Origin of the sequence: Ectopseudomonas toyotomiensis (assembly GCF_900115695.1) — a bacterium.
Lineage (GTDB): Bacteria > Pseudomonadota > Gammaproteobacteria > Pseudomonadales > Pseudomonadaceae > Aquipseudomonas > Aquipseudomonas toyotomiensis.
In genome coordinates this window covers 55383-68117 of record NZ_FOXK01000014.1, presented here as the reverse complement: position 1 = coordinate 68117, position 12735 = coordinate 55383, and the positions used below count along the sequence as shown (strand labels likewise).

General features: G+C 64.6%; 11 protein-coding genes. 4 read left to right on the top strand and 7 right to left on the bottom strand.

Going from position 1 to position 12735, the window contains the following annotated elements; genetic code table 11:
- Positions 1-77 precede the first annotated feature (77 nt).
- Positions 78-602, bottom strand: coding sequence for an Mpo1 family 2-hydroxy fatty acid dioxygenase (locus BM186_RS23660; RefSeq protein ID WP_074918764.1), 525 nt, complete (start codon positions 600-602; stop codon positions 78-80).
- Positions 603-725: 123 nt separating this feature from the next.
- On the opposite strand from BM186_RS23660, the gene BM186_RS23655 reads away from it, so the two are divergent.
- The 3 genes from BM186_RS23655 to BM186_RS23645 all read left to right on the top strand — a co-directional run bounded on the left by BM186_RS23655 (position 726) and on the right by BM186_RS23645 (position 4079).
- Positions 726-1409, top strand: a complete 684-nt coding sequence (locus BM186_RS23655; RefSeq protein WP_074918763.1) for a Crp/Fnr family transcriptional regulator — start codon at positions 726-728, stop codon at positions 1407-1409.
- Positions 1410-1470: 61 nt separating this feature from the next.
- Positions 1471-3465, top strand: a complete 1995-nt coding sequence (locus BM186_RS23650; RefSeq protein WP_074918762.1) for a metallophosphoesterase family protein — start codon at positions 1471-1473, stop codon at positions 3463-3465.
- Positions 3466-3653: 188 nt separating this feature from the next.
- The gene (locus tag BM186_RS23645) at positions 3654-4079 is read left to right on the top strand and encodes a GNAT family N-acetyltransferase (protein ID WP_074918760.1); all 426 of its coding nucleotides are present in this window, start codon (positions 3654-3656) and stop codon (positions 4077-4079) included.
- A 107-nt stretch (positions 4080-4186) separates the two neighbouring features.
- Here the strand turns inward: BM186_RS23645 and BM186_RS23640 are convergent, their stop codons facing one another.
- The 6 genes from BM186_RS23640 to BM186_RS23620 all read right to left on the bottom strand — a co-directional run bounded on the left by BM186_RS23640 (position 4187) and on the right by BM186_RS23620 (position 11562).
- Positions 4187-5500, bottom strand: coding sequence for an NAD(P)/FAD-dependent oxidoreductase (locus BM186_RS23640; protein WP_074918758.1), 1314 nt, complete (start codon positions 5498-5500; stop codon positions 4187-4189).
- 149 nt (positions 5501-5649) lie between these two features.
- Positions 5650-7032: a glutamine synthetase family protein gene (locus BM186_RS23635; protein ID WP_074918756.1), complete on the bottom strand. Its 1383-nt coding sequence runs from the start codon at positions 7030-7032 to the stop codon at positions 5650-5652.
- Positions 7033-7153: 121 nt separating this feature from the next.
- The gene (locus BM186_RS26690; protein ID WP_162843957.1) at positions 7154-7315 is read right to left on the bottom strand and encodes a hypothetical protein; all 162 of its coding nucleotides are present in this window, start codon (positions 7313-7315) and stop codon (positions 7154-7156) included.
- 172 nt (positions 7316-7487) lie between these two features.
- The gene (locus BM186_RS23630) at positions 7488-9059 is read right to left on the bottom strand and encodes a methyl-accepting chemotaxis protein (RefSeq protein WP_074918754.1); all 1572 of its coding nucleotides are present in this window, start codon (positions 9057-9059) and stop codon (positions 7488-7490) included.
- A 416-nt stretch (positions 9060-9475) separates the two neighbouring features.
- On the bottom strand, positions 9476-10552 hold the full coding sequence (locus BM186_RS23625) for an FAD-dependent oxidoreductase (RefSeq protein WP_074918752.1): 1077 nt from the start codon (positions 10550-10552) through the stop codon (positions 9476-9478).
- Positions 10549-11562 carry an AraC family transcriptional regulator gene (locus BM186_RS23620; protein WP_074918750.1) on the bottom strand — a complete coding sequence of 338 codons (1014 nt, stop codon included), beginning with the start codon at positions 11560-11562 and terminating at the stop codon, positions 10549-10551. The genes BM186_RS23625 and BM186_RS23620 overlap by 4 nt, the downstream gene beginning before the upstream one ends.
- A gap of 103 nt (positions 11563-11665) precedes the next feature.
- Between BM186_RS23620 and BM186_RS23615 the strand changes: the two genes are divergently transcribed.
- On the top strand, positions 11666-12724 hold the full coding sequence (locus BM186_RS23615; RefSeq protein ID WP_074918748.1) for a fatty acid desaturase: 1059 nt from the start codon (positions 11666-11668) through the stop codon (positions 12722-12724).
- The last annotated feature ends 11 nt before the right edge of the window (positions 12725-12735 follow it).

Genomic DNA, 12735 nt, shown 5'->3' with positions numbered 1-12735 from the left:
GGCTGAAGCCCCTCCCACACTCCAGTGGGACCGTGGGAGGGGCTTCAGCCGCGACAGATAGCAGAAGCAGCGCTTGCTCAGGCCAGCGCCTTCTTCTCGCGGATGCAGGTCGGGCCGGCGATCTCCACCACGGCATGTTCGACTTCCTTGCGCAGGCCGAGCAGGAAAGCCAGTTCAGCGGCCACGAACAGCGGGCCGATCACCAGCCCCATGACGTCATCGACGAAGGCCGGCTTGCGTCCTTCGTAGTAATGACCGATGAACTGGATGACCCAGCCGACCACGAACAGGCCAATGCCTGCCGTCAGCCACAGGGCAGTGGAAGCGACCGCCAGGCTGGCACCGGCCCACAGGCACAGCCCCAGCAGCACGGCCATGAGCAAGCCGAAACGGGTGTCCAGACGCAGGTAGAACCACGCCGACGCCAGCGCCACCAGCGTGGCAGGCGCCAGCCACAGGCCGGCGAGATGGAAACCTGGCCGCGACAGCAGCACGGCGACGGCCAGCACGATCATCGGGATGCCGAGGAAATGGCTGGCGATATTGCGCCGGTCGCGATGGTAGGCGGCATATTGCGCCAGGTGATCGACGAGGGTTTTCATTATTATCGTCCTCAGGTGTGAAACGGGCCCGTACATGATCCCTCCACCTTGGCCAGTCGCACTGTCGGCTAGCCGACAATGGCAGGGATCGCCGCACCGCCGCGCAACCTCACAGGAGCCGCAATGGCCGATCCTCATCATTACTTCAGCCAGCTGAACCAGGGTCACTGGTTCGCCGCATTGCCCCCAGCGCTGAGCCAGAGCCTGTTGGAAATGGCCCAGGTGCAACGCCTGGATGCCGGCCAGCGGTTGTTTCGCCGCGGCGAAAAACCCAGCGGGCTGTATGCGGTAGTCGAAGGTGCAGTGCGTATCGGCGCGGTTAGCGAAAACGGCAAGGAGGCATTGCTGACCCTGGTCGAGCCGCCCTACTGGTTCGGCGAAATTTCTCTGTTCGATGGCCTGCCACGCACCCACGATGCCTTCGCCGAAAGCGCCAGCACCCTGCTGCTGCTGCCCCAGCACGACCTGCTCGCGCTGCTCGAACGCGAGCCGCAGTACTGGCGCGACTTCGCCCTACTGATGAGCCACAAGCTGCGCCTGGCCTTCCTCACCCTGGAAGACATGAGCCTGCTACCCGCCGCGCCGCGCTTGGCCCGACGGCTGCTGCTGATCGCTGAGAACTACGGTGAAAGCGAACCGCGCCGGATTCTGCACCTGGCCCAGGAACAGCTGGCGCTGATGCTCTCGCTGTCACGCCAGACCACCAACCAGATCCTCAAGGAGTTGCAGGCGCAGGGCGTGGTGCAGCTCACCTACGGTGAGATCGAAATTCTCGATTTCGAGCGTCTGCGCCAGCTGGCCTCCTGAACCGCTGGCGTCCTGCCACTGTCCAACCCCTGTCGTTTTTCTTGCAGGAAGTACCGCACCGATGCCAGACAATGCCCCCGCTCCGCTGCCCGATGTGCTCGCCGGCCCGCTTCTGCGCCGCCTGGAGCCAGGTCGCCTGGTGCTGTGGCTGGTGGCCAGCCGCGAGCTGAGCCTGCAACTGTGGCTGCAACCCGAGGGCCTGGCGCCGCAGACGCATGCGCTGGACGAACACTGCCAACAACTGCCGCTGGGCCAGCACGCCGTGCTACAACTGATCGACCTGCCCCTTACGCAGGTGCTGCCGCAAGATATACGCATCGCCTATGACCTGCAGATCCTCGACGACGATGATCCGCAAGGCATGCGCGACTGGGCGCCGCACCTGCTTCACGACGGCGCCGAGCATGCCGATTTCGTCCTGCGCTCACGTGTCGACCACCTGCTCCACGGTTCCTGTCGCAAGCCACACCACGCCGCCGATGACGGCCTGCTCTGCGCCGACCGCCTGCTGGCAAGTCAACCCGAAGCCAAACAGCGCCCGGCGCTGTTGCTGATGAGCGGTGATCAGGTCTATGTCGACGATGTCGCCGGCCCAATGCTGTGCGCCATTCATCAACTGATCGCCCGCCTCGGCCTGTTCGACGAGTTTCTCGACGGTGCCGTGGTCGAGGACAGCCAGGCGCTCTACGCCAACCCGGTCGGCTACTACCAACGCGCCGACCTGCTGCCAGCGGTGAAGAGCAACCAGACCCTGCGCGATAAATTCTTCGGCGGCGTGGAGAAGCCGGTCTTCACCAGCAGCAGCGCCGACAATCATCTGGTGACCTTCGCCGAGATGATCGCCATGTACCTGCTGGTCTGGTCGCCGCTGCCCTGGACGCTGATCAGCGAAGAGCAGCCAGCGCTGGACGAGGAACAGCAGCAGCGTTACGCCCGTGACCGCGAACGCATCGACGCCTTCCGCCAGACCCTCGGCCAGGTCGCGCGGGTATTCGCCCACCTGCCGACACTGATGATCTTCGACGACCACGACGTCACCGATGACTGGAACCTCTCTGCGCGCTGGGAGCAGACCGCTTATGGCCATCCGTTCTCCAAGCGCATTATCGGCAACGCCCTGCTCGCCTATCTGCTGTGCCAGGGCTGGGGCAACAACCCGGATGTATTCGATGAGCCGCTGCAGGCCTTTGCCGACCTGCTGCAGCAGCGTCAGAACCATCACTTGCAGGCTGCAGCGCAGGACGCACTGATCGACCAGTTGCTGCATTTCGAGCAGTGGCACTACGTGCTGCCGACCACGCCCGCGCTGCTGGTGCTGGACACCCGTACACGCCGCTGGCGCAGCGAAGGGCACCTGTCGAAACCCTCGGGGCTGATGGACTGGGAAGCGCTGTGCGACTTTCAGCAGGCGCTGCTCGATCACCCCAGCTGCATCATCGTCTCGCCGGCGCCGATGTTCGGCGTGAAACTGATCGAGGGCATCCAGAAACTGTTCACCTATGCCGGCCACCCGCTGATGGTCGATGCGGAAAACTGGATGGCGCATCGCGGCGCGGCAAGCGTGATGATGAACATCTTTCGCCACTCGCGTACGCCGGGTGATTTCGTCATCCTCTCCGGCGACGTGCACTACTCCTTCGTCTACCGCGTGAGCATCCGCCACCGGCGCGCCAGCCCGACCATCTGGCAAATCACCAGCAGCGGCATCAAGAACGAATTTCCGGCCGAGCTGCTGGACTGGTTCGATCGCCTCAACCGCTGGCTCTACGCGCCCTGGTCACCGCTCAACTGGCTGACCAAGCGGCGGCGCATGCGCGTCACCCCGCTGATCCCCGACCGCAGCCGCTCGGGCGAACGCCTGTGGAACAGCGCCGGCCTCGGCCAGGTGTTCTTCGACGAACAGGGCCGGCCCAAGCGCATCCTCCAGCTCAACGCCGATGGCTCACCGCCGGCGACCTTCGTTGCCGAGCGAGAATCAGGCACGGCGACGGCACCACTGCTCGGGCATCCCGATCACAGGGCAACGTCGCGGGACAGCGGCGCAAGCCACCCGTGAGCCGAGCGCATACGCCAAAGCTCAACGCCATATGGCGCCGAAGCAGATGGCATGCGAATTGACGACAGTTGGCAGGATCGAAAAAAGCAGGCGTTACTGGGGGGCTCCGATTTGCTCAATGAACCCTCTGCACTCTCTAATTGGGTTCAAACTGGCGCGACAAGAATTCCTCTGATTCGGAGATTCCATTGAGCATTTACTCCTGCCTGTTAGAAACGCCATCCGTTCAGGTCTATCAAGCGCTTCGAGTTGGCTCTGGCCTTAGCGCAAAGACCGATGAGGCCGCCGCAAGGGGCTTACCTAACAGCCTCTTTGCCGTGCAAATCCTGCATGGCGCCCAACCCGTGGGAATGGGCCGCGTGATCGGTGACGGAGGCTGTTTCTTTCAAGTCGTGGACATCGCCGTTCTCAGGGAGCATCAGGGCAAGGGCCTCGGCAAGCGCATCATGGGCGAAATCCTGCGGTTCATCGAAACCCATGTGCCGGAAAGCGGCTACGTGAGCCTTATTGCGGATGGGCCAGCACAAGACCTGTACGCGCAGTTTGGCTTCGTTCATACCGCGCCGCGCTCTGTTGGTATGGCTTACAAACGCCCGAGGCCTGCAGATACCTGATGTAAGAGTCAGGCCGCTTTAGAAATGACTCCAATCATCTCTACGTCGATGACCTGAACGGAGCACGACTGCCGCCAATCGCTACCACCCAGGTCATCCCCTGCGCTTCAGCGCAGCTTTTCCAGCATCTGGTAGTACCACATGCCCGCCGCCAGCATCGGGTTGCCGAGCTGGTCGCCCAGCGGCACCTTGATGTGCTTGCAGGCGGCAAAGGTGTCGTATTGCTCCAGATCGCCAGTGATGGCCTTGGCCATGATCTCGCCCATGATGTGGGTGGTGGCGATGCCATGACCGGAGTAGCCCTGGCAGTACCAGACATTGGACGAGAGCTTGCCCAGCTGCGGGATGCGGTTCATCACGATGCCCATTGCGCAGCTCCACTGGTAGTCGATCTGTACGCCCTTGAGCTGCGGGAAGGTGCTCTCGATGCACGGGCGCAGCTCGCCGGCGATATCGCGCGAATCACGCCCGGAATAGTTGCAACCACCGCCGAACAGCAGGCGGCCATCGGCGGTCAGGCGGTAGTAGTCGAGCACGAAGCGGCAGTCGTACACCGCCAGGTCCTGCGGGTTGATTTCCTTCGCCAGGTCGCCCAGCGGCGCGGTGGTGACGATGCCGCCCATGGCCGGAAAGATCAGGCCCTTGAGCTTGCGCTGTTCGAGCTTGTGATAGACGTCGCCGGCCAGCAGCACCTGCTTGGCCTCGATGCGCCCGCCCGTGGTGACTACTGCCGGACGCGGGCCGTGGACGATATCCAGCACCTCGGAATGTTCGAAGATCAGCGCGCCCAGGCTCTCGGCGGCCTTGGCCTCACCGATGCACAGGTTGAGTGGATGCAGGTGCATGTTGCGGGTGTTCTTCAGGGCACCGCAATAAAGATCGCTGCTTAGCTGGGCACGTACACCAGCCGCGTCGAGCAGGGTGACATCGTCGCCCATGCCGCGGCGCAGCGCCTCGTCGTAGGTCGCCTTGAGCTCGTCCATATGGCTGGCTTTCATCGCGGTATGCAGATGGCCGTGCTTGAGGTCGCAGTCGATGCCGTATTTGGCCACACGGTTCTTGATGATCTCGTGGCCGCGCCAGCGCAGGTGCCAGATGAAATCATCCACTTCATCGCCCAGCGTGTTGCGCATCTGCTTGCGCATGGCCTCGTCGCCGGACAGGCTGCCGGTGACCTGGCCACCGTTGCGCCCGCTGGCACCCCAGCCGACCTTGTTGGTTTCCACCACGGCGACCTTGAGGCCGCGCTCGGCCAGCTCCACGGCGGTGGCGATGCCGGTGAAACCGCCGCCGATGATGGCCACGTCGACGGTGACGCTGCCCTGCAGCGTCGGGTAGTCGGTCTCGAAATTGAGCGAGGCCGAGTAGTAGGAAGGCGCGCGCTCGGCGGCGGGTTTGACGGGTTGCTTGATTGTGTTCATTGCAAAATCCTTGTGGCGGTTTCCGCCGTAGGGTGCGCCGTGCGCACCAGTAAATCCGGAGAATTCGCGGCTAAAGCCGCTCCTACATGGGGTGCACACTTCGTAGGAACGGCTGGGCGGCACTCCGCTTTAGCCGCGATGCTGTTCAGTCAGGCGTTGCTCAGGTACCAGCGCCAATCTTGCTCGCCAACCTCGCCCATGAACTGGCGATACTCGGCACGCTTGACCGCGAGAAAGACCTTGAGAAAGTCCGCGCCAAAGGCGTCGCGCGCCCAGTCGGAGCGCTCCAGCGCCTGGATCGAAGCCAGCCACTCGGTCGGCAACAGGGTCTTGGCCTGGGCATAGCCATTGCCTTCCACCGGTGCGCCAGGATCGAGGCGATCAGCAATGCCACGGTGAATCCCGGCGAGAATCGCCGCCGCCGCCAGATAGGGGTTGGCATCAGCACCGCAAATGCGGTGTTCCACATGCCGAGTGGGGGCCGGGCCACCGGGCACGCGCAGGCTCACAGTGCGGTTGTCCACGCCCCAGGTCGGCGCCAGCGGCGCATAGCTGTTGGCCTGGAAACGTCGGTAGGAGTTGGCGTTGGGGCAGAACAGCAGCAGCGAGTCGAGCAGGCTGGCGAGCATGCCGCCGACCGCTTGGCGCAGCAGCGGTGTGCCGGCACCCTGCCTGATATCAGAAAGCTCGCTGGCGAACAGGTTGTTGCCCTGCGCATCGGCCAGACTGACGTGCATATGCATGCCGGTGCCGGCCAGGTGGTCGAACGGTTTGGCCATGAAACAGGCCTGCATCCCGTGACGGTGCGCCACGCCCTTGACCAGCCGCTTGTAGCGCACCGCCTGATCCATCGCTGCCAGCACCGGGCCATGTTCCAGGGTGATCTCCACCTGGCCGGGGGCATATTCGGAAATCGCCGTGCGCGCGGGAATGCCCTGTGCCTTGCAGGCGGCATAGAGGTCGCGCAGGAAGGGTTCGATCTGCTCCAGCTCGCGCAGACCGTAGACCTGGGTCTGCCGCGGGCGGCCACCGTCGGCATCCAGTGCCGGCTGCGGGCGACCCTCGGCATCAGGCTTCTGGTCGAGCAGGTAGAACTCCAGCTCGCAGGCCATCACCGGGTAATAGCCCTCGGCTTCGAGCTGCTCGATCACCCGGATCAGCAACTGGCGCGGATCGGCCGGTGTGGCCGGCAGGCCTTCGGTGGGGTGCATCGACACCTGCACGGCAGCGGTGGGCATCTGCCGCCAGGGCAGGCGCACCAGGCTGCCGGGCAGCGGATAGGCGCGGCAATCGATATCGCCCACCTCCCAGACCAGGCCGGAGTCCTCGACATCCTCGCCCTGGATGGACAGGCCGAGCATGGTGCTCGGCAGCGGCCGGCCACTCTGGTACAGCGCCAACAGTTCTTCGCGGTGTAGCAACTTGCCGCGCGGCACGCCATTGGCATCGAGAATGAACAGCTCGATCAGCTCGATATCGGGATTGTTCGTCAGGAAGTCCTGAGCTTCCTGCACGGGGGCGAAAGTCGTCATGTTGCGCTCGCTTGCGCCAGTTGGGCGCTCGGTGTCCGCACGGCCCGTTCGATTCTTGAACAGGTTGCACAGGCAGACAAGGTGATAGCAGCGGCTGCGGGCATGGCGCAGCCATCGGTATTCAGCGGGCGGGGACGACGTCCGGCGGGCGGGCGTGACGGCAATGCCACAGCGCCCAGAAGGCGAGAATGATCGTCAGCAGCGGGTTGAGCCGCTCCAACAAGCGCCGCCGCGCGGGAGCGCGGTACAGCAGAACATGGACTTGGCAGGCCAGGGAGATCATGGCTTGGCAGCGTCGCACAGGGTTTGAGGTGCGTTAAATCGGGTTTTTCATACGCTTGGTTGTGCACCCACTAAACAATCCACCGCTCACGCTTAGCCATGGCTCAGGCCAGATCGTAGGGTGCGCGATGCGCACCAGCTTTCAAGCGGCGCTCAGCCAGAACGCAAACAACTCAAGGCTCCGGCCGATAGCCCAGACGCAAACCGCCCCAATGCTTGCCCTGCACCATGATCGGCACCGACAGGTCGTGCATCAGCTCGCCGGTATCGCGCATGTAGGTCTGTAGCAGCAGTGCCTGCCTGTGGCTACCGCAGCGGATGCCGGTGCGGTCGTTGAACAGGCGCTTGCCACGGCTCTTCGTCGCATCTACCGCCGGGTCACCGCTGGGCGGGTGATTGAACGCGGCGTTATGGGTCGGCACGTAGCCTTCCGGGGTGGTGGAAATGGCGAACACCAGCCCTTCATGGCGCTTGAGCAAGGGCTCCTGCAACGCCGGCAGCACCTGGTCGGCGTACTGATCGAAGCGGGTGCGGTACTTCTGCGGCTGGGTGCCGGCGATTGGTTGGTAGCGACGGTCGAACAGATCGTCGAGGCCGATGCGCCCGGCCTGCAGGTCCTGCTCGAACTGCGCTGCGATGGCCGCGGCGCCTTCACGGGCCAGGTCATAGGCACGCTGGTGGTAATCATCCAGACCCACTTCGGCGAGCTGCTCACTGACGGTCTCGGCCTGGCCGACCAGTTGCTCGGCAGCATCAGCCAATTGCCGCGTCTGCCCTTCGCTGCCTTGCACGTCGTCCTGCAATTGCAGTGCAGCGGCCGACAGGCTGGCCAGGCGCTGGTGGTTGTCCGCCGTGCCGGCGCTGATCTGCGCCACCTGCTGCTCGACCTCCTCGGCCTGGTCAGCGATGCCGTGCAAGCGGCTGCCGGCCGTCTCGATCTGCTGCGCCGCCTGCTCCAGCTCGACGCTCTGGCGCTGGATATGGGTAACCACCGCCGTGCTCTGCTGGCGGATATCGGCGACCATCTGGCTGACTTCCTCGGTGGCGCTGGCGGTGCGCGCGGCAAGGTTGCGCACCTCGTCGGCGACCACGGCAAAACCGCGGCCCATCTCACCGGCACGCGCCGCCTCGATGGCCGCGTTGAGCGCCAGCAGGTTGGTCTGGCTGGCGATGGACTGGATCACCTGGGTGACCTGCTCGATCTGTTCGGTGCGACTGCCCAAGCCATCGATCAACTCACGGCTGGCCAGGGTCTGCGCGCTGAGCTGCTGCATGCGCGCGATGGCCTGATTGAGTTCGGCCTGGCCGTTGGCGCTGGCTTCTCGCACATACCGGGCTGCGGTCAAGGTGTGCTCGGCACGAGCGGCGCTGTCCTGCTCGGTGTGGGTGATGGCCTCGGCGGCCTGGCTGACCTGCTGCACCGCCGTCAGTTGCGATTGCAGACGACCGGCCAGGTGCTTCACCGCATGGGCCACCTTGGCTGCAGACAGCGCGTTGTGGCAGGTGTGGCGCGATAGCCCGCGGCTGAGCTCGACGAAGTCGGTACCGGCGACTTGCTGAGCGGCAGGCGAACTGTCGTCGCGACGCTGCCATGGTCCCAGCCAGGGCCACAGCGCCAGCAGCAGGAAAGACAATACGCTGACATAGGACGGTAGCTGCACCTGCTGGTAGACCAGCATCAATGCAGCCAGCCCCAGGGCGTGAAGGAGACAGGCAACAGGTGAACGGACAAAGGCAGCTTGCATGACCGACCTCAGAGTTCTTGTTCTGGTGCGCGGCGAGGCGCTGTAGGCGGACGGGGTCACGGCGGGTTCTCTCCTTGAATATCCCACGCAACCTGGGCAGCAGGCTACGTGTACGACAGGCCCGACGAAAAATAAGCGTATGCAGGCCGGGCACGATGACCGGGATTCGAGCAGCTTGGAAGCGCCAGCACCATAAAACTTTGGTAGCAACCTGCCATGAACTTAGGCAGTGCCCAATCAGGCTCAACAAGGCTTCCATAGCTGCCTTTGGCAGAAAATCCGCACCGGAGCGCAGCGCAGCGCCTACACACTCGCTGTATCGACACTTAACTCAGTGGCATTAGCAGGCTGTTGAAAAACAACCTCGGCTCTGGCCTCCGGCACCCGTGCAGCCGTAGCCCAGGTTTTCAGGCCTGCTACCCCACCATGCGATGGCGTTTGACGAAGCGCCGGTCCAGCCAGTCCTTGCAATGCCCGTACAACTGCCCGCCCGCGCTCCAGTCGTGCCAACCGAGCAGCGCCCCGCCATCGCCGGTGGCGAGCAAGGCCAGGCTCTGCCATTGCGCCCGATACTGGCGCAGCGGGCGCCCCTGCAGCGCGGCCTGCAGATTGGCGCTGAGTACCGGCGCCTGACGCACTGCGAAACGCCCGCTGCGGCGCATGCCGTCGAGGCTGGCGCTGTCGCCGACAGCGAAGATCTGCGCATGGGACTCGCACTGCAGGGTCGGACGAATGGCGATGAATCCGGCTGCGTCGCTGGCCAGTTGGCTCGCCGTCAGCCACGGCCAGGGCCGTGCACCGCTGGCCAGCAGCAGGCGCCGTCCGCGCCATACCGGTTCGTCACCACTGAGCAGCCAGTCATCCTCGATACGGCCGATCGGACAATGCTCACGCACCTGCACGCCGCGCTGACGCAGATGCCCCAGTGCGCGCAGCCGCAGCCCCGGCCCCAGTCCGTCGAGCAGGGTTCCGCCGCAGAACAGCGCCAGCGCCGGTACCTTGCCGGCCAGCGCCAGGGCCAGTTCCACACCACCGGCCCCACCACCGAGAATCGCCATGCGCCGTGGCTCGGCCTGCCATTGCTGCCAGCCTTCGAGCATCCGTTCGATGGGCCTGGCAGCCAGCACCTGCATGCCATCGCCCTGCTGCGGTGGAATGGCCATGCCGGCACCGACGTTGAGCGACAGCCACTCACTCTGCAGGCTACGGCCATCCGCAAGTTGCATGATGCGGGCATCGGCATCGAACGACGCGATCTCGCCCTCGATCAGCTCGACCTTGGCCGCTCGGCATAGCGGCTGCAACTCCACACGGCAGTCTGCCGGGCTGAAACGGCCGCTGATCAGCCCCGGCAGCATACCGGCGTACCAGGCTTCCGGGCCAGGGCTGAGCAAGCCGATGCGGCCTGGCGGACGCTCCACCAGCGCCCAGCGGCGCAACACGCCAAGGTGGGCATGGCCGGCCCCGGCCAGAATCAGATCGTACTGGGTCATGCGTTGTTGAATCCGTCGCGGTATTGGCTCGGCGTCTGACCGGTCCAGCGTTTGAAGGCTCGGCCAAAGCTGCTGCTGTCGCTGAAGCCGAGCAGATAGGCAATTTCGCTGATCGAACAGCGCGGGTCGCGCATATGCCGCAACGCCAGGGCGTGGCGCGTCTCGCCGAGCAGCGCCTCGTAGCTGGTGCCCTCTTCAGCCAGGTGGCGCTGCAGGCTGCGCAGGCTCAGGTGCAGAGCCTGGGCGATACGCTCGGCGGAGGGCTCGCCATCAGGCAGTTGAGCCTCCAGGCAACTGCGCACCCGCTCGCTGCAACTGGCTGCCTGAAGTTGCTCCAGGTTGCGTCTGAGCACCGTCTCGTTGTGTTCGGCCAGCTCCGGATTGCCGTCGTCCAGCCGTTGTTCGAACGCGGCGCGGGGAAAGCGCAGCAGGCTTTCCTCGGCATCGAACTGCAGTGGTGCGCGAAATACCGCCTGCCAGGGGGCCGGGTCGGTTGGCTGCGGGCGCTGCAATTGCACCAGCAGCGGCGAGAACTCCCGGTTCAGGCGATTGCGACAGCTGCGCACGTAGATCGCGGCAAAGGCGTCCAGCGCCTCGGGCGCGGGCGCTGGGCTGCCTGGCGGTACGCGAAAACGAAATTCGTAGACGTCTTCCAGCTCGCGCAACTCCAGCTGCAGCGCATCGCTGACCACCCGGTGGTAACGCACGATGCGCTCGAACATCTCGCGCAGGCTGCTGCTGGCGATCAGTGCATAACCCAGGGCGTGGAAGGTGGTCGGGCTGACGAACTGAGAGGTCTTCAGCCCCAGCGCCGGGTCACCACTGGCGGCCACCGCCAGCTGCCACAGGCGCGTGGTGACCGACAGCGGGCAGCGCGCGTTGGGGTCGTCGAGCACTGCCGGGGCGAGCCCCGCCTCGCGGCACAGCGCAGCGCTGTCCAGGCCGAGGGCATCGAGCTGCTTGCGCAGGGCGCGGGTCCAGCTGGCCAGGGTGGTGGGTTCGGCGGTCATGCAGATTGGCGTATCCGGTAGGCAGGTTGGCGTGCACGGTCGGGCGCTCTGACGACCGTCACAGCACAGTGAAGTCACAACCCCATAACAAGAGGATGTCGGCATGTCGCCCTCTCCCGCAAGCCTTAATGACCAGCAACGCGCCGCTTATATCCGTGAACAGGTGATGGCTCACGGCAACGCCCTGCGCCAACGCTACCCGATCCTGCGACATCAGGACGCGCTCGGCGCCGGTATTCTCGCTTTCGCACTGCTCGGCATGCTCGGCTCGGCGGCGTTGTACATCGGCGGCTACCTGGCCTGGTGGGCGTGCCTGCTGCTCAATGCCTTCTTCGCCTCGCTGACTCACGAGCTGGAGCACGACCTGATCCACTCGATGTACTTCCGCAAGCGGCCGCTGCCGCACAACCTGATGCTGGCGCTGGTCTGGCTGGCGCGGCCGAGCACCATCAACCCCTGGGTACGCCGCCATCTGCATCTCAATCATCACAAGGTGTCCGGTAGCGAAGCCGACATGGAAGAGCGCGCCATCACCAACGGCGAGCCCTGGGGCATCGCGCGCCTGCTGATGGTCGGCGACAACATGATGAGTTCGTTGATTCGCTGGCTGCGGGCGAAGAATCCCGAGCACCGCAGGCTGATCCTTACCCGCACGCTGAAGGTCTACGCGCCGCTGGGACTGCTCAACTGGGCGACCTGGTACCTGTTCCTCGGTTTCCATCTGCTGGATTGGGCCGGTGCTGCGCTCGGTGCTCCGATCGCCTGGTCGGCCGGCACCCTGAACGTGATGGAGGTGGTGAACGTCGCCGTGGTGGTGCTGGTCGGGCCCAACGTGCTGCGTACCTTCTGTCTGCACTTCGTCAGCTCCAACATGCACTACTACGGTGACGTCGAACCAGGCAACGTGATCCAGCAGACCCAGGTGCTAAACCCCTGGTGGCTGTGGCCGCTGCAGGCGTTCTGCTTCAACTTCGGCAGCAGTCATGCGATCCACCATTTCGTGGTCAAGGAGCCGTTCTATATCCGCCAACTGACCGTGCCTTTCGCCCACCGGGTGATGCGCGAGATGGGCGTTCGCTTCAACGACTTCGGTACCTTCGCCCGGGCAAATCGCTGGACGCGCCGTCAAAAGACGGGCGAGGAGCGCGCGCAGACTGCCTGAGCATGGCTGAA

What these genes read in the sequence shown, in the direction of transcription:
- BM186_RS23660 (WP_074918764.1), bottom strand. Translation starts at nt 602, where the DNA reads ATGAAAACCCTCGTCGATCACCTGGCGCAATATGCCGCCTACCATCGC.
- BM186_RS23655 (WP_074918763.1), top strand. Translation starts at nt 726, where the DNA reads ATGGCCGATCCTCATCATTACTTCAGCCAGCTGAACCAGGGTCACTGG.
- BM186_RS23650 (WP_074918762.1), top strand. Translation starts at nt 1,471, where the DNA reads ATGCCAGACAATGCCCCCGCTCCGCTGCCCGATGTGCTCGCCGGCCCG.
- BM186_RS23640 (WP_074918758.1), bottom strand. Translation starts at nt 5,500, where the DNA reads ATGAACACAATCAAGCAACCCGTCAAACCCGCCGCCGAGCGCGCGCCT.
- BM186_RS23635 (WP_074918756.1), bottom strand. Translation starts at nt 7,032, where the DNA reads ATGACGACTTTCGCCCCCGTGCAGGAAGCTCAGGACTTCCTGACGAAC.
- BM186_RS26690 (WP_162843957.1), bottom strand. Translation starts at nt 7,315, where the DNA reads ATGATCTCCCTGGCCTGCCAAGTCCATGTTCTGCTGTACCGCGCTCCC.
- BM186_RS23630 (WP_074918754.1), bottom strand. Translation starts at nt 9,059, where the DNA reads ATGCAAGCTGCCTTTGTCCGTTCACCTGTTGCCTGTCTCCTTCACGCC.
- BM186_RS23625 (WP_074918752.1), bottom strand. Translation starts at nt 10,552, where the DNA reads ATGACCCAGTACGATCTGATTCTGGCCGGGGCCGGCCATGCCCACCTT.
- BM186_RS23620 (WP_074918750.1), bottom strand. Translation starts at nt 11,562, where the DNA reads ATGACCGCCGAACCCACCACCCTGGCCAGCTGGACCCGCGCCCTGCGC.
- BM186_RS23615 (WP_074918748.1), top strand. Translation starts at nt 11,666, where the DNA reads ATGTCGCCCTCTCCCGCAAGCCTTAATGACCAGCAACGCGCCGCTTAT.